Below are 23,733 nucleotides of genomic sequence, written 5' to 3'. Positions count from 1 at the left end.
TTAAATTTCCAGTGAGTGAATTGACAGGTGAGGGGTAAAACTTTCTCTCAGGTAATATATATCTGAAAATATTTTCAATAACACCAGACAGGAAAAACACCACCACAGGCGGTGGCGTTTCTTTGGGGCGTCTTTATTTAATCCGGGCCATCGCGTTTCTCAGTGCCAAATCTGCCTCTTCCGTTATATCCAGGCTTTTCTGCAATACCGCCTCTGACCGGGTCAGTGCCTGACGTGCTGCCAGCGGTTTCCGGATATGCTCCATCGTCAGCATCGTGTCTTCATAGCCCTGCTGACGCCAGGTGTCGGTATGTGCCGATGTAAAACTGAGCAGACCGCCACTTTTGCCTTCTTCCCCTGTTTGTTTCAGCTTTTTCCGGGGACGGATTTCAAGGATTGTGGTGTCCGGAAAAGCCCGGCGATCCCATAAAGAACCGTCACTCAGATGCGACACAATCACCATATTGCATCCGGCATCCACCAGTGGCGTCACAGGGGTATTCCCCTGCATATTTTGCCATCCGCCCATACCACCATCACCGTACATTTTTCCCTGTACCTCACGGGGACGGAACAGCAGGGGCAGTGCTGCTGACGCCAGTAAGGCTTCTTTCTGCTGCCCGCGGGGCAGGCTCTGGATATGCTGAAAAACGGAGTTTTTTGTAGTTCCGGCACCCAGTTCAGCACGAATGCAGTCGATAATATCCTGCACTCCCCCTTCCGTGGGGTACAGCGACACATACAACGGTAGCCCGTCTGACAGAGCATCAGTATCAAGATAATGATCCATCAGCCCTGTCAGGGGTCCATCTGACAACAACGGCTGAGCCATCGGATTTTCGAACCCGTTGATTGTCGATATATGGCGAAGAAGCGTCGTAAGCAGTACTCCTGCACGTCCGGGGATCTGGCAGAGGTTCATTGCCTGGAACAATTTTTTCAGCAATGAAAAGTAAACCGATCGGTTTACCGACAGAACCTGATTCTCTCCCAGATACTTCCAGAGCGCCTCCAGGCGTGCGGCGGCTTCTGACAGATCGGGAGAGGCCGCGATAATGGCACCATTGAGAGCCCCGATACTGACTCCTGAGACCATACTGATCTGTGCGCCGCACTCTGCCAGAGCCTTAACCACACCTGCCTGATAAGCGCCCACCGCCCCGCCACCGGACAGCACCAGCCCCGTTTTCATTTCTGTACTCATGCCGCCCCCTTCTGAAATATTTCATCAACCATACTTTCAGAGAGGCGCTCTGCAGAGCAGAGACGGGGCATACGAACCGGTAAGTGTTCTGCAGCCTGCGTGGTTGACCAGATCACCGGATGCCGCTCTTCACTGCACCAGTCCCCCAGCCAGTTAATCGCGTCATGCCACTCGTTATCTGCCTGCTCCCGGACCTGACCACCAAGCCAGTCCAGAGTGTTCAGACGCACGGTTGCACTACCGCCACTCTCCTGTGCCATCTGCGTTAATGCTTTATGTCTGAGAATATCCAGTAGCTGGTTAACCTGCCCTGTTTCGCCCTGACGTATCACATCACCAAACGCGCCCCATCGAAGCTCTTCAAGCGCCACATAGCAGCGTCCGGCAGGGGAAAAGGACGCATATCGCCCGGCACTCCACCATGAGAATATCTGCTCAAGATGTAACTGTGCCCGCTGAACCTGGTCAACACGGTGGAGTTTTTCTTCAAGATGATTCAGTTTCTGGTGAACCTGATCGGCCAGGGTGAGTAACTGCTCCCGCGTATCTGCGGAATAATGCGCCAGCCTGGCAGTATCACTGACCAGTGAACTGACCCTGTCGTTTACCCGGGTAATCGCGTAGTTTGTGGTGGCAAGTGACGTTGTCATCTCCGTCAGCCAGCGCAGGGACGCCTCAACGCCCTGTGCAAGCGACGCATTGATGGCATTCTGCCGTGCAGCGCCTTCGCCGGTCAGCCCCTCTTTTAAACGCCGGAAGAACGTGCGCTCTCCGGCCGTGCGGATATGCTCCTGTGCAACATCGATTCCGTTTGCGAAATCAACCACAAATTTTTCAGGAAGACAGGTGAGTACCTGACATACCCGGTTATCAGCAATTTGTTGAATAAATGGTGAAGTCACAGCATTGTCTCCAGCTCTTCCCTCAGCGCCTTACTGTCAGTAATGAGCTCAGGAACCCTTTCATTTAATGCCTGAAGTCGCCCGGTAAGCCGTTCCTGCGCCTGCTGATCGCGTTTATGATCTTCAGAGCTCTGAATCAGCGTGTTACGCAGTTGTTCAACTTTCTCCCTGAATGCGCAGAAAAAGGCATCGATTTCCTGGCGGACGGGCTGGTTAATATCCTGCTCAATGGATGCCTGCAGCTCCCCGAAATATGCCCGGGTCAGTGACATAACTTCCTCTCTGACCTTGTTGATATTGATCACGCTGCGACTCACATCCTCGTCATAGTTTTCCCAGCCCAGGTCACTGGTGCCAAACCATCGACAAACGGTTCCCCATACGCCACTCTGCCGACGGCGACGGGTGACGGTCTCCGTTCTTTCCTCCATAAGCGCACTCAGATTTATTTTTACCGCGAGCCGGGTCTGTAACTGGCTGACTGCCGGAAAACTGATTTTTACGGTAAAGCCCTCATCCTCCAGGCGGGCATTGATGCGACCGGCAATGTTTTCTGTGGCGTACAGGGCCGTGCCACGAAAACCTGTTTCAATCCCGCTGACGATTTTCTCCAGCTCAGGCCGGAACTGTGCTTCAGCCTCACGGTGCAGGCTGGTCACGGTCGATTCGATTTGCGTCATCAGTTCAAGGGCTTCCCTGCGATCACTGAATTTTATTTCGGGGCTGTCCGGGGCAAAATCTCGTTTCCTGTAATCCTCCCGGCCCTGGTTGTTGATACCGGACCATTGAGAAATTTTCCCCCATAATCCGGACTGAGACCTTCGTTGTTCTGCGTCTTCTTCCTCCAGCATTTGCTGTTCTTTGCGTTTACCGCTTCTGAAATAGTCATTCAGCTCCTCTTCCAGTGAGGTGCAGACCCCCGTCAGTAATTCCCGGGTTTTAGTATCGATCTCCTCCATGGCCATTCTGACATCAGTGGTCATCTGCTCCTGACAGTCCGCGATTTCCCGGATATCCGCAAGCAGGCTGGTGATATGCGCCTGCAGTGACTGAATGCTTTGCTGTAGCCCCTGATGGCGTAACAACAGGTATTCACTGATATTTTCTGCATTCTGCATCAGTTTTGCGGCGGCAGAGTCAACCGCCAGTGCCGCAGCTCTGGAATGTGAGCTCTGTATGACTTCCGTTATCAGTTGATCGATAAGTGAGCCTTCCCACAGGTCTGTCGCCCCTTCAGTTGCCAGTTCACTGTCTTTACAGACGTATTCTTTTTTCATGCAACCGAAGGCACCTCTGATAAAATCATCGACCCAGGCTTCATCAACAGGAAGGGTTCCGTTTTTCCGTAACTCATGAAGCGCACGGTTAGCCAGGTATGCCTGGCGTGAGGATCCGGGATAAACGCGGGAGGCGGGCAGCACATCGCTGTTCAGCATTGCCGGAACTTTCTGGCGTACGGCATCTGCCCCATCGCCATTGCGGTCTTTCTCATCAAATTTATTGACCAGTACAAACAGGCGGCCGGCTGATACGTCAGCAATGGCATTAAGCTCTTTACGGACGTCTTCATCCGCTTTTGAGTTCATCTGGGTGTAATCCATCACAGCCAGAACCGCAGAGGCTTTCTGCAGTTGATCCCGCATCATCACTTCCATCTGCGGTTGTCCGGCCTCATTAGGGCCGGGGGTATCCAGCAGTGTGAGTGTTCCCTGGCATGCATCCATCCCCACCAGATGGCTGAATTCCACGTCGATCACCGGCAGTTTCTGCACTTCTGCGTATTCATCAAAAGGAAATTCAGTCCCCATTGCCGCAGCAAGACGAACCAGATCGTTTAACGATGCCAGTCCGGTAAAGATTTCCTCCTCCCCGTGGTATTCATTTTTGAGCCAGCCATCATCCGTCAGAATATCCAGCAGTTCGCGGGTATCCCCGGTTTGCTGCAGGGTCTGTGCGACCTGCTGTCCTGCCGGGGTGGCGAGTTTTTCCTGCAGTGTGATTAATAAATTGCGGACAGGCTGAATATGTTCCAGATGGAGAACCGGCTCAGTTTTTCCGGGAACGTGGCGGATGAGCGTCGGTACAGAGGTCATGGGGCGGTTACGGTTAGGCAGAATTTCCTGCCCCACAATGGCGTTGATGGTGGTTGATTTGCCTGCTTTCATCGTGCCGACAACAGCCAGCACCATCTCCCTGCGGGCGGTTTTGATTTGTTCGCCCTCCAGCTCCTCAATTCTTTTCAGTGCTTTCTGTTTATCAAAAAGCAGTCTGTTTTCGTTCTTACTGTCAGATAACACATCTGGCTCCTCAACCATTTGCCGGAGCAGATTAATGTTCAGTTGCAAAAGTCGGTCGGCTTCATCACAAAGCAGGGCGATGTTCTTTTCGTGCATTATTTAACCTTCCTAAGACGCATTTTCATGACAACCACGGAGGAGGTCATTTACTACAAACGATCGTTTATAACGATCGATATGATAGTAACGATCGATGTATTCTATTAACTTGAGAAACACAACGCAAGGGGACAACCCGGGTATGGCTGCGTTTGCATAGTGTTTTCATGGAGTTAAAAATCTGTAACAACAGCCTGGTACATCACCACCGGGTTCAGAAGAAAATCCAGTTCCATACCGCGCGGGCAACAGAGACCACCGAGTCACGGACGGCGCGCAGAACCGTGCGTGCAACAGAGGCAATGCAGACGCTCTCCGCCGTGTCAAATATCCGGTCCACCGCACCGGTAAACTGTTCACGGGCCTGAGACCGGACAGACTCCGTGCGCAGCTCGTCCTGCAGGCGGGTCATCAGGGGACTGGCGGCATGGTCGGGAAGTGCTGTCATGAGCGCACTGACCAGCGTATCCAGTTCCCAGCCGGTGCGGGCCGATACGGCAACAACCCGATGTACGGGCCGGAACAGACGGAATACCGCCTCCGTTTTTTCGCGAATGTTCTGTGCCTGTGCGGGAGAAGGCTGAATACCGGCCATATCCCATTCATGGCAGGGCTCCGTTTTATCGGCCTGCATCACCACAAACAGTACCCGCTGATGTCCCCGGTGCAGGATGTGTCGCCAGAAATACTCATCCACAGACAGGGCACGGTCATCGGCTTTAATCAGCCACAGTACCAGGTCCAGTTCGAGCAGAATGTCACGGTACAGGGCTTCATACTCTGCATCCCTGTCCCGGCTCTCGCCCACCCCGGGCAGGTCAGTGATAACCATGCTGTGACCATGGCCATTCAGACGGAAGCGCTGCACTTCCCGGGGGCCGGCGTGAACATCACTGACCGGGGTGACCTCCCCCTGAAACAGCGCATTACAGAGTGAGGATTTACCGGCCCCGCTTTTACCCATAATGCCAGGCACGGGTTCGTGACTGGTGAGTTTGCGCAGATGTTCCAGGATGTGACGGGAAAGTGAGTAAGGCAGGGAGGAGAGCGGTTTTTCAATTGCCTCAATGGCATCAGACGGATTCATACATGTATTCCCGGTGAAAAAAGACAAAACCCCGCGCACCGGAAAGGTGGCGGGGGATTCACGGAAATAATATCTGTCTGAAATTATCTGGAATCGATTTGGCTGTTCTGCCTGGTTGCCACCAAATCATGGTACGCCTGCTCAATCATTTCATTCAGCAGTTTTTTTGGGAGGACACCACGACTTCGGGCAATACTTTCAAGCTGTTTGTGGATTTTTCCGGACAGTTTCAGAGGGACGGAACCATCAGCACGTTCATCACGCCTTTTTTGTTGCTCCCGGGCACTTTTCAGCTCATCAAGAAGAATCGCTTTATGCTGAATCCTGGGGGCCTGGAAGGAGACCTGCGTAAACTTCGCTCTGTTCCGTCTGGGATTACTTTCCAGTAAAAACTGTACCTGTTGCTCATTCCAGCCCTCCCAGTTATCAAACGTGGCGCAGGCAAACCAGTATTTCTGCTCCGGGGTAAGGGGATTCAGCGGGGTTCCCACACACCGGACCTGCATGGCGTTCCATAACCAGTCACACTGTTCACTGTCCCTGCTGTCCACCCACGAAAAGGGGGAGGGGTAATCATTGTTTATGCTGGCCCATTCAGAGAATACTGAGTTGATAATCGTCCTCGTAGCCTCTGGTCCGGATTTCAGCAGGTAACTGGAGCAGAACCATATAATTTCACGGTAGATTTTATCCGGATGCACGGTGCGCATCGGCTTTTCTCTGGGACCGGCAATCTTCGGTTGCGATGGAAACCCCGTGGCAAACCGCAGATGTTCCGGGGGCATTCCTGAACGTTTTTCAGGAATGGGTGTGAGTCCTGCGTTTCTGGTCTTTTCCGCTTGTCCGGTATTGCCTCCGGCCGGAGTGTTGTCGGGAGTATCTTCCGGAGGCGAGGTGTTTTCATTAGTTGGGGGAACAACAGCAGAACTGTCCATCTCCGGAATGGGTTGAGGGGCATAATCACTGTGGTAGCCAGGGGAAAGCGTTAAGTCCCGAAGGGTGACATCAGGTTCCGGGCAGTGAGTGCCACCGGGAGTGAACGGGAGTTGTTGCTTTTGGGAGAAAAATGTATTGTGAATGCGGGTATACAGCTGGAACAGAAAAAAATAAGATGCCCGTGGTTCTTTTTTTAACCACTGTGTATATTCCTCTATGGCACCGAGCTGTTGTTTGTGCCGTTTTACAGCATCGATATACGGACAGCTGGTGCAGATATCATCCAGTTCCTTTCCCACAATACACCTCACCTGCTTTTCTCACATTTGCAGATTTTAAAAAAGCAAACAAAAACCTCCGTACATGATGTACAGAACAATCTACCAGGTAGTGGCGTCAGAAAACCTCCGGGCCGCCTGCACTTTCCGGAATGCGCCGGTTATGAAAAACCGGAAATTCAGTCTCTGTTGTAAGATGTACCCTCTGATACTACGTTTTCTCTGTGTATTTAACTCACTGTATTTATTGTCTTTTTAAGCTTGACTGATATTCTCCGGTCATAGTGTGCCGGATATACATCCCGTAAACTTCTCATTTTTATATAAAAATACTTGCACTCTCTTCAGCGCATCTGTCTCCTTTAAGTAAAAAATGTTTTCACGTATTGCTGTAAATTCATTTTAAATCAGTATATTACCTTGATATTGCTGTCTCCTGGTTTGATGCGTAATCGTTCTGCCTTTCTGGATGATTCTGGTGCTTCCGGGTGCATTCTCCTCTGCACATGCAACAGTTCGTCATCGCCACGCTCCCAAAAAGCATATAAAAACGAATCGAATTTGATATTTTTTTCAATCGTTTTTCATAGGAATTTCGTAGGGTATTCTCCGCTATAACCTCCATATTTGCTGTCTTTTTCTTCATAAATCGTATGCAATATAGCCTGTCTGTCAAGACCTCTTCTCTGCTGTTGAGGAGACGATCTCATTTTTGGTCTTTTCCGGGAGAGAGGCTGTCAGATGAGCGAGCCGGATATACTGTCAGAGGTACACCCCGTAGCAGACCTGTGCTCCCATTTCCGCGATCCGGAACCAACAACACCCTACGGTTAATACCATTTGAAGCGTCAGGTACTGCAGGAAGTTCCCCCCTGCGCGGACATCGGTTCCTGCCGACATCTCACAATACGGCCAGACTGTCATGCAGTAACACCCGCATGCGGTCTGCGGTTTTAAGCGCACTCTCCCGTTTTCAGTGCACCGATAATGCGTCATAGTAAGTCTGGGGGAAGTTACGGAATGCCTGTTAAGTGGTGCCGTGGGTGGAGACAGCTTACTTTTCTACAGCAACTGCAGTCATTCAGGATGATCAGGAGATATTCTGTCAATGTCACGATCCTGCCATTTTCGTACCCGCTAAGATACTTCCGTTACTGATGCTGTCCGCTTTTCACCATTTCATCCTCACTGACAGGCGTTGCGTTTTGGGTCATCACCACAGCTTTACGTTTCTCTTTTAACCGGTAACGCTCTCCTTTGATATTCAGCGTGGTTGAGTGATGCAGCAGTCAATCCAGGAGCGCTGTTGTCCGGCAACCACCATATCAACTTCTTCCCGGGTGTGGCGGAGAGGTGGTATCCTGGCTGAGTTTCGAAGCGAACCGTTCTTTTTGACGGGCGCATTTTACGTCCGGGCTGAATGTAGTAACGCGGCATGGAACGTCGGCCCGTATACCATTGCCTTAATCTCCGCAAAGATAACCTCGTCATTCCGGACATTCTCTGTAAGCGTCGTCTGAGTACCGTCTGGTCCCGAATCCAGGATCCTGTAACTTAAGCACCCACTTATTTTGCAGGTGGACACCTCATGCGCGCTAAAGAAAGACTTCCCCGGAAACACTATTCCCCTGAATTCAAAATGGAACTGGTCAGGCTGGCTCTTGAAGAAGAAGGCAGTATTGCCGCACTGGCCCGGAAACATGACGTCAATGATAACCTGCTCTTTAAATGGATAAGGCTCTGGCAGCGTGAAGGGCGGGTCTGTCGGCCCCGAAAAAACTCATCGTCGCTTCCTGCCCTGATACCCGTGCAGCTTCAGGCGGGCTCTTCTCTCCCAACCTTCGAACTACCATCCTGCTCTCCTCCCGCTACCTGCCACATAAAATGTCGGGGAGGAGAAATAACACTGACTCATCCCTCTGCTGAACTCATGAGCACTGTCCTGCGCGAACTGATGCGGGGGCCTGTATGATAAATCTTCCCGCAGGCACAAAAATCTGGCTGGTTGCCGGTATCACCGATATGCGCAACGGCTTCAATGGCCTCGCCGCAAAGGTGCAGACCGCGCTGAAAGATGACCCGATGTCCGGCCACGTCTTCATCTTCCGGGGACGCAGCGGCAGTCAGGTAAAACTGCTCTGGTCCACCGGCGATGGTCTGTGCCTGCTGACAAAGCGACTAGAACGTGGTCGCTTCGCCTGGCCCTCAGCCCGCGATGGCAAAGTGTTCCTGACGCCGGCGCAACTGGCGATGCTGATGGAAGGTATCGACTGGCGACAGCCAAAGCGGTTACTGACATCCCTGACCATGTTGTAGCGCTCTTTATCCTGGTTGTCGCAGAATAAGCCTGGTAAAATACAGGCTTATGAACGACACCTCTTCTGACGACATCCTTCTGCTGAAACAGCGCCTGGCCGAACCAGGAAGCGTTGATCCACGCCCTGCAGGAAAAGCTGAGCAACCGGGAACGCGAAATAGACCATCTGCAGGCGCAACTGGATAAGCTGCGCCGGATGAACTTCGGCAGTCGTTCCGAAAAGGTATCCCGCCGTATCGCGCAAATGGAAGCTGACCTGAACCTGCTGCAGCAGGAAAGCGATACGCTGACCGGCCGGGTGGATGACCCGGCAGTGCAGCGCCCGCTGCGTCAGACCCGCACCCGCAAACCGTTCCCTGAGTCACTCCCACGGGATGAGAAGCGGCTGCTGCCGACTGAGCCGTGTTGCCCGGAGTGCGGTGGTTCGCTGAGTTACCTGGGTGAGGATGCCGCCGAACAGCTGGAGCTGATGCGCAGCGCCTTCCGGGTTATCCGGACAGTCCGTGAAAAGCATGCCTGCCGTCGGTGCGATCGCATCGTTCAGGCCCCGGCTCCTTCGCGCCCCATCGAACGGGGGATCGCCGGACCGGGGCTGCTGGCCCGAGTGCTGACCTCAAAGTATGCAGAGCACATACCGCTGTATCGCCAGTCGGAGATCTATGCCCGCCAGGGTGTAGTGTTGAGTCGTTCTGTACTGTCGGGCTGGGTGGATGCGTGTTGTCGTCTGCTGGCACCGCTGGATGAAGCCCTTCAGCACTATGTCCTGACCGACGGCAAACTCCATGCTGACGATATGCCTGTCCCGGTGCTGTTGCCGGGCAATAAGAAGACGAAGACCGGGCGCTTATGGACGTACGTTCGAGACGACCGCAACGCCGGATCAGCGCTGGCCCCCGCAGTGTGGTTCGCTTACAGCCCGGACAGAAAAGGTATCCACCCTCAGACCCATCTTGCAGGCTTCAGTGGCGTACTGCAGGCTGATGCCTACGCCGGGTTCAACGAGCTCTACCGCGACGGCCATATAAAGGAAGCCGCGTGCTGGGCCCATGCCCGCCGAAAAATCCACGATGTTCACGTCCGTACCCCGTCAGCCCTGACGGAGGAGGCGCTGAAACGGATCGGCGAGCTGTATGCCATCGAGTCGGAGCTCAGAGGTAAAAGAGCAGAGGAACGGCAGGCAGTCCGGCACCAAAAAGTGCTGCCGCTGCTGGCGTCACTGGAGGGGTGGCTGCGGGAGAAACAGAAAACCCTCTCAAGGCACTCAGAACTGGCGAAGGCGTTCGGGTATGCGCTGAACCAGTGGCCGGCGCTGACCCGCTATGCAGAAGATGGCTGGGTGGAGGTGGATAATAACATTGCCGAAAACGCCCTACGACTGGTCAGTCTGGGGAGAAAAAACTGGCTGTTCTTCGGCTCGGATCATGGTGGTGAGCGCGGTGCGTCACTGTACAGTCTTATCGGGACGTGCAAATTAAACGGCGTGGATCCGGAACGCTATCTGCATCATGTACTTGATGTCATCGCCGACTGGCCTGTGAACCGGGTGGGTGCTCTGCTCCCGTGGCGGGTTACTCTGCCCGCCTGACCAGCTTCACTTCGTCAATACGGTTCTCACTGCACGCTTACCATTCTCTGCCAGGCATATGTCGATGTAATCCATAAACGATTTCAGCTTACCCCTTTTGTGGCCAGTCTTTCTGGCTGGCGGTTCAGGGGATGTTTTCTGGTTATCGTGTACCACAAAGCAGGGATATTGCCCCGATAGTCACATTTCAGATTGATCGCGGTCTGAAGATGTGGCACTGAGGTAACGTGCTGGTGTCACTGGTATTGCTGAAGTTATGGTTTTTCGGGGTCAGGTGAGCCTGTTGTGTGTATGCTTTTTGTTCAGGTCAGAGGGGGACTGTGTGGACAGCGGCTTTTGTCTCCGGGCATTCACGCCTGAACGATGAATGCGATTTTCAGCAATATTTGTCTTTGTGACACTCTCTGGTTGAGAAGCTAATGCGCGCCCCTGTTTCCACAGAGAATGAGGCTTGCCATCAGCCGAAACATCAGTATTCCACGCCATACAGACGGCGCCTGACCATGTGCTGATGCAGGTAAAATGTTTCACTACAACTGTTCGGGTTGCTATGCAACGAAACAGCGATTCTCACGATCTTTAACTGCAACGTTTTTCCGCCTGAAAGCTGACTGCCTCCTGCTGAGGTGGGAGGCTATGATTCAGTGCGTTTATAGTCTCCGGGGTATGCATGTACCGGAGCATACCATTTCTGGTGGATAACAAGCCGGCACATTCAGACTGCAGTGAAGATGGAGGCACCTGGTTGTGAAGAACGTTTCTGCCCGTGGCTGCTTCGCATCATCAATGGTATTCATACCCGCTCAGAAATGACCGGGTGCTGAAGCCCTCCGTTATCGCGCAGTATAATGACGTATATGATCTGTGGACGAGTGAGCGGCGTGCCTGATGTACGCCGCTATTACTGTATTTTACCACAGGGCTGGTTTTCTGCTGCCAGCCCTGTGGTTCTCAGACATCAACTGTGAGCGGCATCAACCGATGTACGGTATGCCATAAGCACGTACTGATCCATCAGATTTGTCAGTGGTTCACTCTGACCCTGACGTGCAATGATCCATTGCTCCAGATCTTTTTCTGATTTGTGTTTCAGGTTTTTCGTCCAGTCGTCAAGGCTGTTTCCGGTCATTAAGTCAAGCCAGCAGAGCCAGACCAGTTTGAGACGTAACTCCGTGCCGCCAAACTGACGGAAGAGGCTGATCAGTTTGTTTGCCAGAGAATGTTGCTTCAGGCGCTCACATTCAGACAGCAGGATCCCTTCCAGCATCGGATGATGAACCAGCAGGTGTTCGCTGGTGCATAAATTCACCACCAGATCATCATCCAGGGACGGGGAGCTCCGTTTGTCCGGACCATAAATCAGCCGGTGCAGACTCTGGGGAACGATGGCAATCTCCGGTTTTTCGCCATTGAATGACACCCACCCGGGCGTCAGATTATGGAAATAGTAGATATTCGGATGACACACGCCCCATGATACGGCGTGCCGGGTGAAGCCGGTCAGCCATTTCTGGTAGTTTTCATGGAGCAGCTCGTAACGGGTCTGATACTGTTGTTTCATTTTCATATTCCTCACGGGGGATAACAGGCAGCAGAGCGCCGCCGGCAGGCCGGAGATTGCGTCTGCTGTGGGCGAAGGGTTAGTGGTTAAAAATTACAGACGGGACTGTGCAATACGCGCCTGCAGCCAGGCTTCCACTTCACTTTTCAGCCAGCGGGAGCTGCGCCCCATTTTGATGGGCGCAGGAAAGCCCCCATCTTTGATGAGTTTGTCAAACCACTTATCGGTAAGGCCGGTCAGTTGAGTGATAAACGCCATGTCGACCATCTGGTCATCCATCAGCGAAACTGGGGTAGCCATGAGAATGTTCCTCCGGATGTTGTTAAACCAGCCGGTGTGGTCATGAAAACAGCGCGCCACCTTCACCGGCATAACAACCGGGGAGAAACGTAAAAAATAATCGGGAATGTGGCTGTCCGGAGATAAACGGGGGGATTGCGATGGCAGAGCCGTAGCGGAATCCCGGGGGGGGGGGGTTGCGAAAAGATGCTTCCGCACGCACGCGCGATAAAGAGGGGATAGTTTTCGTGAGGACAGGGAGAGAAGCAGGCGTTCTGATAATTGCAGAGTTGTTTTCGGAGGTGGTTACAGTGAGTCAGCCCGTTCCTGGCGAGCAGGAGACTGATATCACCGATGGGATAAGGTTGTCTGATTGGTATTATAAATATAAGAAGTCATCAGAGAGTAACGTAAAGGATTTGCCAGAATAACCTAAGAGAGTAAATCTCTCCGGTAACAGAGCGCTGTGAAGCATTCTGTATTAGAGTGCAGATACATGAACGCTGATGCGTAAAATCAGCAGTGACACGCCAGCTCCCCCTATGCCCATTCCTGTATAAGACATGAACTGAGTGTATTAATGCTTCTGCCCTGAGACTGAGCCGGTGAGTGAGGGGCTGAGAAATCCCTCTTGACACAGCTCTAACCAGAAATACTTCCCCGGTTGTTGCGGTGCGTCCGGATCCCCGATAACGGAACACTAAGGCTGTATTGCGGGACACCGGGTAAGTAGCAGCCCGTAAGGCGTTCTGTCAACGCCAGAAAAAATGATTTCCCACACGCGTTATAGACTCACTCCTGTGGACCTGGAAGCCCGTAACTCTGCGGTTGCCCACTGACTGACGGAACTGACCGCAAATTTTACGAGTGCGTGCTGGGCTTCAGTCTGGTCACCTGAGCGTTCGGTAACGGAGGCGCGGGCGGTAATAGGCTGATTTTCAGGTATTACCGGCTTACAGCGTGTGGTTGATATTGAGGGGCTGTGAGTTTCGCGTATTTGTCAGAAACCCAGACGAGTTTTCCTGTATGGGACGAAATAAGGCAGCGGCAATACCTGGAAAAATTTAATATGGTATGAAGGAGAACCTGTCGGTTACGCTTAATATACCCGGTACACTGTCAGCTCAGGGGATACATGAACCGTTATCTCACCAGCTACACAGTATATACACACTGACGCTGACAGTAGTCAGCAGGACCACAATAATCAGTGCCAGCAGTATGGTAACGATACGGTCTGTATTCCGGTAATAGCCGAAGGGGTCGACAGAACCACAATACGGGCAACACACTGTATTATGAGTAATCGCGTTTCCACAGTCCCTGCACTTCTTTTTGCGTATCACCATCACTCCCTCCTCACAGCCTTACCCGTAACCGGTTTTTTACATTAAAAAAACAACGCTGAAAATTCAACCGTCAGTCCGGAGACGACCGTTCGGGTTATCACAGAGTGCCTGAGACAGTGTCCTGCCGGAGGTCACTTCAGGGACTCTGCGCATTTTTTACGACGTGGCTATTCCGTATGAACCATACGGAGATTTAACCATGACCTACAAATACAACCCCTTCTGGCAGCAACGTATTCGTGAGACGGTGCGGCACGCACTGAATGTTCATCCCCGCCTGACGGCATTGCGGGTTGACCTGCGTTTCCCGGATGTACCGGCAGCAACGGACGCAGCTGTGATATCCCGCTTCATCAATGCCCTGAAAGCCCGAATCGACGCTTACCAGAAACGTAAGCATCGGGAAGGTAAACGCGTGCATCCCACAACCCTGCATTACGTCTGGGCCCGGGAGTTTGGGGAGTGCAAAGGTAAAAAACACTATCACCTGATGCTGCTGGTTAACCGGGATACCTGGTGTCGTGCCGGTGATTACCGTGCTCTGGGATCACTGGCCGGGATGATTAAACAGGCGTGGTGCAGTGCCCTGGGAGTGGATGTCGGGTGCCATGCCACGCTGGTGCATTTCCCGGCCTGGCCGGCGGTGTGGCTGGAACGCGATGATGACACTGGCTTTCAGCAGGTGCTGGAACGTGCTGACTATCTGGCGAAGGAACATACCAAAGCTCACTGCACCGGTGAGCGCAATTTTGGCTGTAGCCGGAGTTGAGCACGACTGGCGCGCCAATACCCGGCAAACCAAAAGTATGGGTTGTTGTCTGGCGGCAACGATGTATCCACTCGCCCACTGACTGTTTTTTACGTCAGTGTTCCATTGTGTGACAACCACAGTGCTGTAACAGCAACCAGCCTGCTTTACCCAAACTCCAGTCCAGATTTTAACTGAACCGCCATTCACACCCTGACCACGCTGCCCGTACCGGGACGGCTGTTGCCTGCGTGTCGTCTGGCGGCTGAGGAATATGACTATGTACGCAAAATCCTTTATCGCTCTTGATGGCAACGGACGTCTGACGGGCGCCCGTACTGCACAGGCCGCACCTTATGCTAACTACACCTGCCACTTGTGTGGCAGTGCACTCAGATACCATCCGCAATACGACACTGAACTTCCCTGGTTTGAACACACTGACGACAGGCTGACAGAGCACGGTCAACAGTGCCCTTATGTCAGGCCGGAGCGCAGAGAAATACAGTTGATTAAACGTCTGCAGCAATTCGTACCGGATGCCTTACCCGTGGTGCGTAAAGCCAGCTGGCACTGCAGACAATGTCACCACGATTATTATGGGGAGCGGTACTGCACACACTGCCAGACCGGAGGATTCAGTATTCCCCGGACAACTCAGGAGGAAATATGCGAATTCTGAACTGTTATATGGCGAATGACAGCAAAGGCCATTTTGTTACGGCGAAAGAAGCAGCGAAGCACAACCGCCAGGACGTTTTGTGCTGTGTGTCCTGTGGATGCCCGTTAACACTTCAGCGGGGCAATGACGGACAACCACCGTGGTTTGAACATGACCAGATGACTGTCGCTGAGAAAATCCTGCTGCGATGCACCTGGCTTGACCCGGCAGAGAAAGAGGCCCGTCGTTTGCATCTGCAGGGTATGACGGTTCCGGATTATACGGTGAAGGTGAGAAAGTGGTTTTGTGTGATGTGTGACGAAAATTATGAGGGGGAAAAGTGCTGCCCGAGTTGTGGTACCGGGGTATACAGCAGGGAGGGGGGGCAGGAGGGCAACTGGAAGGATAGGAACTGAGCGGTTCAGTCGCGGAAATCAGTTGCAGAGCTGTAATGATATCTCCGGGAGTGCTGCGTTGGTAGGGGCATCCCGGGATAGAGAAATTTTAGCACTTTGCCCTGAATGATTGTAGACGTCCCGAGTACTCGTACCGGTCTGAGTTATTACAGTTAGATATTCACTTTTTCTCCCGCATACTTCACATCTGTCAACGACGGATGAAAAGTGGTTCTTCCGCAACCTGGGTGGAAGAAAATGGATGAAACTTTCTGGCGAACAAGGATCTAAGCTGTTTTAAGTTATGGGCAACGCAATGCACTCTCTTAAGACACTTCTACAGTTACCTTGCGGATGGCGATGCAGTCGACAAATTATTAGCTCTGACGGTATAACCCTCCATCTCCACGGAAAACGCAAAACAGCACAATGTCCTGAATGCTTTAAGCGTAGCGACTCTGTTCATAGTTGTCGTCGGCGCCGGATACAGCATCTACCCTGCTCAGGGCAGACGCTATGGCTTGTATTTTCCGTCCGCCACTGGTACTGCCGTAACCCGGCTTGTTCACGTAAAATTTTTGCCGAGTCGCTTGCTCCCTTCGCCAGTTCACACCAGCAGTCTTCACAGGCGTTACAAAATTAACAACGTCAACTGGGATTAATAGCTGGAGGTGAGGCTGGAAAACGGGCTGCAACGGCAGTGGGTCTCCGTTGCAGTGCTGATACTCTTCTTCGCAGGCTTATCAATACCCCGGAGACGAAACAGTCAGGCGCGCCTCATGTCGGTATTGATGAGTGGGCGTGGCATCGGGGCCACTGCTGCGGTATGTTAATAGTCAATCCTGATACTCACCGTCCCCTCGTCCTGCTTCCCGGCCGTGATCAGCGTACGCTGGCGACCTGGTTCAGAAAATATCCGGAAATACAGGTTGTCTCGCGTGATCGCAGTGGAGTCTATGCGACAGCAGCACGTGAAGGTGCACCTCAGGCCAGACAGGTGGCCGATCGATGGCACCTGCTAAAAAATATTGGTGATGAGCCTGAACGAATGATGTACAGACATATGCCTCTGATACGTCTTGTTGTCAGAGAGTTATCACTGAAGAAATCACCTGAGCCAGAAATATCTGTGCCTGTAGCATCGCTCCGTCGTCTGGAACGCCTTAAACAGCACATCCGCAAAAAACGGCATCAGCGTTGGACAGAGGTTATGGCCCTGCATAACAAGGGATGTAGTTTCAGGGAAATATCCCGTATTACAGGCCTGTCGCGAGTGACAGTCAGTCGCTGGGTGGGTTCAGGAACATTCCCTGAAATGTCAACCAGGCCTCCAAAGCGAGGGCTTCTGGACCCATGGAGGGAGTGGTTAAAAGAGCAACGAGAATGTGGTAATTATAACTCCGGCCGGATATGGCGGGAAATGGTGGCCAGGGGGGTTACAGGCAGTGAAACCATCGTCAGGGATGCTGTTGCCAAATGGCATAAAGGCTGGATCCCACCGGTTACTACTGCCGCAAGACTTCCTTCAGTGTCCCGGGTAAGCCGCTGGTTGATGCCCTGGAGAATAATCAGGGGTGAAGAAAATTATGCTTTCCGATTTATTAGTCTGATGTGTGAAAAAGAACCGGAGTTGAAAATAGCGCAGCAACTGGTACTCGAGTTCTACCGTATTCTGAAAACCTAAAATAAATCACAGCTAAGCAGCTGGTTCACTCGGGTCCACGAAAGCGGCTCAGCAGAACTTCGGTGCGTAGCTGCGGGGATGGAAGCTGATGCTGCGGCTATATGTGAGGCAATCAGCAGTCGCTGGAGTACTGGTGTTGTCGAAGGTCATGTAAATCGCCTGAAGGTGCTGATACGCCAGATGTATGGTCGAGCCGGACTTGAACTACTTAGGCGGAGGGTAATGAGTCCACTGGCATGAAAATCTTCACCTAGGTTGAGGAAGAGCCACTTTTGCACTGTTCGTGACAGTATGGCCTTTATGTACTCACTTTGTTACCGGTAGCTGGATCATCACTACCGTGCCGCAAATGGTGGTGAACAGCATCAATTGTGGAATGAATGTTGCCGAAGCGACCAATGCGCCTCGTTTCCACCATCAGTGGTTGCCGGACGAGCTGCGTGTTGAAAAGGGTTTAGTCCGGATACGCTCAAGCTGCTGGAAGCAAAAGGTCAGAAAGTGGCGCTGAATGAGGCGATGGGCAGCACGCAAAGCATTATGGTTGGGTCGGATGGTGAGTTGTACGGCGCATCCGACTCGCGCTTGGTGGATGATTTAACGGCGGGGTATTAATTGACATCCCCCGGCGCAATGTGCCGGGGGATAATGGTTTTATGCGGTCAATAATCGTCCGGGATTATCGATACAGAGTTTTTTGAGGATCGTTTTATCGACGCCGCGCTCCGCCAGATAGGCCAGAAAAACATCTGGAACAAATCCCCAGCCATTACCGCCATTTTTAGCCCACATTTGTTTAAGGAAGACATCGTGGCTGAGAACAAGCTGATCGGCGTATCCCAACTCAATGAGATGAGCGACGGCATCGGCAGTCTCCTGCACCCCTGGCGCTATTCCCTCTTTCGGGAAGGTAATGTCTAGGCCAATCATGTCGAATTCCAGCCAGACACCTTTATCAAGCATTTTCCGCTGATACGCCACGTCTTTTCCTGACGGATCCGAGTGTGCGAGAGAGACTTTATTTGGCGAGACGCCCATTTCACCTAACACAATGTCGAGTACTTCATCACCGCGACGAAGCCAGCCCGGCATGTGAATATTCATCGCCACATGAGGATTGTTAATCTGTGCCAGCGAGGCAGCCCGCAAGCTGTTATGCTCGGCTTCGGTAAATGTCGGTGAGACACCTATTTCACCGATCATTCCGGCACGAATATCCGTATCGCCAATCCCTTGATTCAATTCTTTATCGATCGTTGTCGCTAGTTCATCAACCGTTTTATGAATTCTCTGGCTTTCAAATTTTTCCAGGTAGGGACCGGAGGAAGCAACAATATTCAGACCTGTTTTTAATGCGACTTCTCGTAATGCCTGCGCATCTCGTCCGATAGACTCAGACCCTGTGGCATCAACAATGGTGCGACCACCGAGCGAGATAAAGTTATTAATTTCGAAGATCACATCTTCAATAGGTTTGCGGTCCATATTATCAGCGCAGCAATAAGGATCGTGTTTTAATGCCCACTGGATTTCTGCCGTGACTTTTTTATCAACAAGCCGTTGTGAAAAAGGATAGCAAGGAGCATCCACAACAGAGGAAAGATCGTTGAACAGATGTTCATGAGGAAGTGTTAGCCCCATATCTTCACGGGCGACGGGGCCCGTCACAGTTTGTAGATAATCTTTCATGATTATACCTCCATTTTCTTCATTGTTTTCGAGGCTCTGTATTCCGGAATAGTGGTAACAATTGCACCGACCAGTGCAAACAGTGTTCCGATGATCGTGACCAGATAAACGGTATTGCCCAGCGATGGAATTAATACGTCAATCAATACTGATCCCAGTAACTGGCCCGCCGTTGAAGCAACCCCCAGCATCAGTAACCCAAGACCTCTGACCAAAATGGCCATTAAACCGATAGACATTAGTCCAAGCGGGCCGCCAAGATACATCCACCAGACATCTGGTAATTGAACAGTGACGTGCCCTAATGCGACACGAATAGCTAGCGCTGTGCCTAAAACACAAAATCCAACGATGAAATTCCAGGTGATTGAAACCAGCATGGATCCCGTAGCTTCAGCTACTTTTGCATTTCCAGCGGGCTGCCATCCTGCAAGCAAACCAGCTAAGAACGGAAGAATGGCAAGTAAAATGAAAGAGGTAGAATGCCACTGCGGTGACACAACAAAAATCGTAGCAATAACCGCAAATAATGCACCGATGATGCGATAAGGGGTAAAGTATTTTTTCTCGTCGACACCGATACCAAAGCGATCGCAAAGTAAACCAGACAGCAATAGCGCGGAGATCAGTGCGGTCTGAAACGTTGCGACCCCGAGTGCGCTGGCTGATGCGCCTTCAGAAAATACCACCATCGCTCCACAGAGACCGGCAAACCAGTTCCAGAGAGGAACTTTTCGGTTTTTAATCAGAGAAGGAATTGCCGCAAATTGTTGCCGGGTTTCTTTTCGCGCCATAATAATAAAAAACATCACGACTAAACCACTGGCAAAGGAGATAACTGCGCATGCATTACCGTCCTGTAACCAGTGACCTAATTGACCATTCACCGCTGATTGCATAGGGGAGAGCATACCCGCAAGAATCGTGGCAAGCATCCATAAGGGAGTTGAGTACTTATTCTTTTTCATACATCAATCCTTCTATTATAGTAAATGGAGTAACTGGTGTTACCCCATTATTATTATTATCTTGCAATATGAGTCAGTATATTTACCCACAACGCGGTATAGAACGGCCAGGACATAAACTGCTGTGTACCCCAGTGCGGTGAACAGTCACTCATAAAGCAGGCTATTTTCCCGTTGTGATAGTTACCAAAGACCAGTAATGGATCGTTGTTTATTGTTAATACCACCTCAGCATTTTCTTTAGCGATCGCCCGGTTATAACCTAGGAAAAAAGGATATTCAGAGAACCCTTTAATAACCGGATGGTCAGGTTGTGATGGCTGTGCAATAACCCCCTCTGGTTTTTCGACACGATCGTCACCATCTAACATCGTAACCGGGAGCACATCAGCCAGAACTGTATTTTTATAATTGGCTTTTGCTTCAATTCCCATGAATGAGAGATAGCCGCCAATCATCAATAACCCACCACCGTTATTCACATATTCTTTAATCAGTTCGAGAGCGTTTGGTTTTATGCGAAGCTGATAAAAAGTATCATTTTGTAGCAGGAAAGTATTACTACCAATATCACTAATAACGATGGCATCATATTGTTCTAACTGTGCCACATCTTCAGGGAAGGCAATTTGTACCGTATGTGCCGGCATATAGGTGACATCTACCTGACTATTTTTCAGACATTGGAGTAACCAGGTCGCACCTTCTTCATATTTACTTGAGGTAAAACTGTCATATCCTTTTGAATGAATCATATGAATATGCCAGGATTCTCCAATAAAGAGCACCTTTAGTGATTTTTTGGTGTTATTCATTCTCTGTCCCTTCTTAATGCGTAAAAATAGTTTGCTGATAATGTATACTCTGAATTCGATGTATCACAGATTCATGTTCAGGCATGTCGGAAGCATTGCTTGTCTCCACCGCCAGGGATGCAAAGGCGCTGGCATAACACAGTGCTGATTCCAGTGATTTTCCTTTCGCAAGTCCTGATGCCAGAGCGCCGTTAAAAGCATCCCCGGCTCCTGCCGTATTTTTAACGACCGCTGGAAACGCTGGCGAATGAATGAATTTTTTGCCATCAAATGCGAGTGAGCCCTTGCTACCGAGCGTGATAACCGTGTTTTTTACCCCTTTATTGTGGATAGCTTCTGCAGCTCGTTTAGCTGATTCAAGATCGTGTACGTCTATGCCGGACAGTAAACCAGCTTCTGTTTCATTGGGGGTGATATAATCAACATCCTGAATAAGTTCGTTGACGATATCATTATAGGGTGCCGGGTTAATAATGACCGGGATACTGTTTTTTTGCGCCAATGTGATCGCTTGTTGCAGAGCGGTATAATTTGTTTCGAGCTGCAGAAGTATGACATCAGAATTAATAATCGCTTCTTTCTGAATAGTTATTTCATCGGACGACATTGTCATGTTGGCACCGGGATAGATCGCAATAACATTATCGCCAGTACCTTCATTAACAAGGATCGTGGCAGTTCCGGTTTGCGTTTCTTTCGTTTGATAAATTATACTTTTATAAATCTTAGACGAATTCATAAAGTTGATCGCATAATCACTAAAGTGATCTGTACCTACTTTTGTTATGAAATAAACATCAGTATCGGCAAAGCTTGCTGCCAGCGCCTGGTTACAACCTTTTCCCCCCGGTGAAAATATAAAATTACTTGCCAGAAGCGATTCTCCGATAGTGGGAAGCCTCGGCAAATAACTGATGATATCAACATTAAACGAACCAATAACGCATACTTGACTTTTCATAGTTGAGTGGCCTTTTTTTATTCCCTGGGCTGTATCATAATTTTCAAGCGCATAAGCGATTTCATTTTTCGCAATAGTATCAAGCGAGTCTAGGACGATAAAAGCACCACCATGACATCGAGTCAGATAGCCAAGTCTGGCAAGTTCATTAAGATCTGATCGAATAGTTTCTTTCGTTACATTGAGGCTATTGGACAGATCGGATACTTTTACAGAACCGAATTTACTGAGTCGTTTCAATATTTCATGATGGCGTTCAAATTTCATGCTTCACCTCACTTCAGTTACGTTAATATCTGTCGATGTATATTGATGTGATAATCACCATAAAGTGGCGGGGAAAAGCAAAAAAAATCAAAAATAGCCGGAGAAAAGGTAAGCGTTAATGGAGAATCATATTGATGCTTATTTATTGGTGAGAACTACGTTCCATGGCAGGAGTTCATCAATACGGTTGGAAGGTTATTCCGGCAGTACGCTCAGGATATGGCGCAGATACTCTTCCGGATCAATGTCGTTCAGAAGGCAAGTGCCGATAAGCCGATACAACAGTGCACTGCGCTCGCCGTCGAAGAACATAAAGTTTTTATTTCCGAGACAGATGGCACAAAGGGCTTTTTCCGCGGCATTATGTCTGCCTCCGCCTGACCGTCAACACTGTAATAACAGAGTGCGCCCCACTGATTCAGTACACAGCTGAACCATTCTCCCAGTCTGGATTTTTGGACAGCGTGGCATTTTTCTCCACCATCCACGCATGCAGTGAGTCCAGTAACAGTTTGCTCTTCCTCTGCCTGACCACAAGATGTTCTGGTTCTGGCATACTGAATTTGGCCACCTGAGCATAGGTAATATGCTCACCTTAGAACAACACAGATGCTCCAATGAAAAAAGGAAATTTCAGCGCAGAGTTTAAACGCGAATCCACTCAACTAGTTGTTAACCAGAACTTTACGGTGACAGGTACCATCCAAAGCTATGGATGTCGGTCTTTCCACAATGACAAGATAAGTCAAACAACTGCGTGATGAGCATCAGAGCAAAACACCAAAAGCCTCTCTGATGACACCAGAACAAATCGAAATACGTGAGCTGAGGAAAAAGCGGCAACGTATTGAAATAGAGAATGAAATATTAGAAAAGGCTACGGCGCTCTTGATGTCAGACTCCCTAAACAGTTCTCGATAATCGAGAAGCTCAGAGCGCATTATCTGGTGATCGCACTTTGCCATGTGTGCAGGATTCATCGAAGCAGCTACAGAGATTGGAAAAACCGTCCTGAAAAAAAGACGGTAGACGGGCTGTATTACGTAGTCAGGTAATTGAGCTTAATGGCGGAGCAAGGAACATCGCCACAATTGCAACCCGGAGAGACTACCAGATGGGACGCAAGCTTGCTGGCAGTCTCATGAAAGAACAGGGGCTGGTCAGCTGTCAGCCGTTGACCCTCCGGTACAGGCATGGCAGTCATGAACTTGTAGCTATCCTAAGAACTTGAAGGGCGCTTAGCTGTGACACAGCTAAATCAAGTATGGTGACGTGACCTATATCTGGACTGGTAAACGATGGGGATACCCGCTTACGCGAGAGCAATAAGTGGCTGGCCACCATTCTCGATACAAAACTCTGCTGAATAGCAGCGATTTTCCCAGCGTGGTGCGTCTTTTGCATTTTACTGGTTCTGAGTTATCAATTATCTGTTCACTAATGACTACTCTAAAAAGTTGTATCAATTTAAGTGATATAGGGAGTCTGGAGATTCAGGGGGCCAGCCTAGGAACATTGGTTACATTTTTAGTTTCCAAACATTTTATTGTTCGAACTTCGGAGCAATCAGATTATCCAGATTGAATGTCTTCTCCCATTCTTCCTGTGTGAGTAGCTTACGTTCGACAACCACTATCTGATGGAGGGATTTGCC

Annotated in this window: 17 protein-coding genes and 7 pseudogenes; 9 read left to right on the top strand and 15 right to left on the bottom strand. The window is 50.5% G+C overall.

All coding sequences use genetic code 11. From position 1 onward, the window contains the following. Positions 1–133: 133 nt before the first annotated feature. From ACJHW7_RS20780 to ACJHW7_RS20750, 7 genes and pseudogenes are all read right to left on the bottom strand, one after another. Entirely contained in the window at positions 134–1,204 is a 1,071-nt protein-coding gene (locus ACJHW7_RS20780; protein WP_000102624.1) for a patatin-like phospholipase family protein, read from the bottom strand. Beyond that, entirely contained in the window at positions 1,201–2,106 is a 906-nt protein-coding gene (locus ACJHW7_RS20775; RefSeq protein ID WP_410233572.1) for a diguanylate cyclase regulator RdcB family protein, read from the bottom strand. Before ACJHW7_RS20775 ends, ACJHW7_RS20780 begins: the two co-directional genes overlap by 4 nt. Beyond that, positions 2,103–4,499 carry a dynamin family protein gene (locus ACJHW7_RS20770; protein ID WP_410233571.1) on the bottom strand — a complete coding sequence of 799 codons (2,397 nt, stop codon included), beginning with the start codon at positions 4,497–4,499 and terminating at the stop codon, positions 2,103–2,105. The genes ACJHW7_RS20775 and ACJHW7_RS20770 overlap by 4 nt, the downstream gene beginning before the upstream one ends. 217 nt (positions 4,500–4,716) lie before the next feature. Continuing rightward, entirely contained in the window at positions 4,717–5,589 is an 873-nt protein-coding gene (locus ACJHW7_RS20765; RefSeq protein ID WP_001069811.1) for a GTPase family protein, read from the bottom strand. An 83-nt stretch (positions 5,590–5,672) separates the two neighbouring features. Continuing rightward, positions 5,673–6,824 carry a hypothetical protein gene (locus ACJHW7_RS20760; RefSeq protein WP_000514100.1) on the bottom strand — a complete coding sequence of 384 codons (1,152 nt, stop codon included), beginning with the start codon at positions 6,822–6,824 and terminating at the stop codon, positions 5,673–5,675. Between the two features lie 1,130 nt (positions 6,825–7,954). Then, positions 7,955–8,092: pseudogene (locus tag ACJHW7_RS20755) on the bottom strand (AAA family ATPase); the annotation flags it as partial. 14 nt (positions 8,093–8,106) lie between these two features. Beyond that, positions 8,107–8,313: pseudogene (locus ACJHW7_RS20750) on the bottom strand (IS21 family transposase); the annotation flags it as partial. A 78-nt stretch (positions 8,314–8,391) separates the two neighbouring features. Here ACJHW7_RS20750 and tnpA point away from each other — a divergent pair. From tnpA to tnpC, 3 genes and pseudogenes are all read left to right on the top strand, one after another. Continuing rightward, positions 8,392–8,775, top strand: a complete 384-nt coding sequence (tnpA, locus tag ACJHW7_RS20745; RefSeq protein ID WP_001201739.1) for an IS66-like element accessory protein TnpA — start codon at positions 8,392–8,394, stop codon at positions 8,773–8,775. Then, positions 8,772–9,119 carry an IS66 family insertion sequence element accessory protein TnpB gene (gene tnpB, locus ACJHW7_RS20740; protein ID WP_000609174.1) on the top strand — a complete coding sequence of 116 codons (348 nt, stop codon included), beginning with the start codon at positions 8,772–8,774 and terminating at the stop codon, positions 9,117–9,119. The genes tnpA and tnpB overlap by 4 nt, the downstream gene beginning before the upstream one ends. Positions 9,120–9,168: 49 nt before the next feature. Beyond that, positions 9,169–10,705, top strand: a pseudogene (gene tnpC / locus ACJHW7_RS20735) (IS66 family transposase). 958 nt (positions 10,706–11,663) lie between these two features. Here tnpC and ACJHW7_RS20730 read toward each other — a convergent pair. From ACJHW7_RS20730 to ACJHW7_RS20720, 3 genes are all read right to left on the bottom strand, one after another. After that, entirely contained in the window at positions 11,664–12,266 is a 603-nt protein-coding gene (locus ACJHW7_RS20730; protein ID WP_000813432.1) for a hypothetical protein, read from the bottom strand. 93 nt (positions 12,267–12,359) lie between these two features. Next, on the bottom strand, positions 12,360–12,566 hold the full coding sequence (locus ACJHW7_RS20725; protein ID WP_000235213.1) for a helix-turn-helix transcriptional regulator: 207 nt from the start codon (positions 12,564–12,566) through the stop codon (positions 12,360–12,362). Between the two features lie 1,127 nt (positions 12,567–13,693). After that, the gene (locus ACJHW7_RS20720) at positions 13,694–13,894 is read right to left on the bottom strand and encodes a hypothetical protein (RefSeq protein WP_001297900.1); all 201 of its coding nucleotides are present in this window, start codon (positions 13,892–13,894) and stop codon (positions 13,694–13,696) included. A 199-nt stretch (positions 13,895–14,093) separates the two neighbouring features. On the opposite strand from ACJHW7_RS20720, the gene ACJHW7_RS20715 reads away from it, so the two are divergent. From ACJHW7_RS20715 to ACJHW7_RS20695, 5 genes and pseudogenes are all read left to right on the top strand, one after another. After that, positions 14,094–14,663, top strand: a complete 570-nt coding sequence (locus ACJHW7_RS20715) for an inovirus Gp2 family protein (RefSeq protein WP_367077375.1) — start codon at positions 14,094–14,096, stop codon at positions 14,661–14,663. A 259-nt stretch (positions 14,664–14,922) separates the two neighbouring features. After that, on the top strand, positions 14,923–15,324 hold the full coding sequence (locus ACJHW7_RS20710) for a putative zinc ribbon protein (protein ID WP_000270974.1): 402 nt from the start codon (positions 14,923–14,925) through the stop codon (positions 15,322–15,324). Continuing rightward, entirely contained in the window at positions 15,312–15,719 is a 408-nt protein-coding gene (locus ACJHW7_RS20705; protein WP_001221623.1) for a zinc-ribbon domain-containing protein, read from the top strand. The genes ACJHW7_RS20710 and ACJHW7_RS20705 overlap by 13 nt, the downstream gene beginning before the upstream one ends. A 283-nt stretch (positions 15,720–16,002) precedes the next feature. After that, positions 16,003–17,622 (top strand): annotated as a pseudogene (locus tag ACJHW7_RS20700) (ISL3 family transposase). Between the two features lie 79 nt (positions 17,623–17,701). Further along, positions 17,702–17,994 (top strand): annotated as a pseudogene (locus tag ACJHW7_RS20695) (gamma-glutamyltransferase); the annotation flags it as partial. Between the two features lie 39 nt (positions 17,995–18,033). On the opposite strand, the gene ACJHW7_RS20690 reads toward ACJHW7_RS20695, so the two are convergent. The 5 genes and pseudogenes from ACJHW7_RS20690 to ACJHW7_RS20670 all read right to left on the bottom strand — a co-directional run. Beyond that, positions 18,034–19,068 (bottom strand): phosphotriesterase-related protein, encoded by a 1,035-nt coding sequence (locus ACJHW7_RS20690; protein WP_000656352.1) that lies wholly within the window; start codon positions 19,066–19,068, stop codon positions 18,034–18,036. Positions 19,069–19,070: 2 nt separating this feature from the next. After that, positions 19,071–20,036: a DMT family transporter gene (locus ACJHW7_RS20685; RefSeq protein WP_000739816.1), complete on the bottom strand. Its 966-nt coding sequence runs from the start codon at positions 20,034–20,036 to the stop codon at positions 19,071–19,073. 56 nt (positions 20,037–20,092) lie between these two features. Further along, complete coding sequence (locus ACJHW7_RS20680; RefSeq protein ID WP_001066367.1) at positions 20,093–20,851, bottom strand: glutamine amidotransferase; 759 nt, start codon at positions 20,849–20,851, stop codon at positions 20,093–20,095. Between the two features lie 13 nt (positions 20,852–20,864). Continuing rightward, a complete protein-coding gene (locus ACJHW7_RS20675) occupies positions 20,865–22,079 on the bottom strand; it encodes a PfkB family carbohydrate kinase (RefSeq protein ID WP_000667429.1) in 1,215 nt (404 codons plus the stop codon). Between the two features lie 195 nt (positions 22,080–22,274). Next, positions 22,275–22,635: pseudogene (locus tag ACJHW7_RS20670) on the bottom strand (transposase); the annotation flags it as partial. A 61-nt stretch (positions 22,636–22,696) separates the two neighbouring features. Between ACJHW7_RS20670 and ACJHW7_RS20665 the strand changes: the two are divergent. After that, positions 22,697–23,387, top strand: a pseudogene (locus ACJHW7_RS20665) (transposase); the annotation flags it as partial. Between the last annotated feature and the right edge of the window lie 346 nt (positions 23,388–23,733).

The organism is Escherichia sp. WS1152 (assembly GCF_046487665.1).
GTDB classification, from domain to species: Bacteria; Pseudomonadota; Gammaproteobacteria; order Enterobacterales; family Enterobacteriaceae; genus Escherichia; species Escherichia coli.
This window is presented reverse-complemented; position numbering and strand designations above follow the sequence as displayed.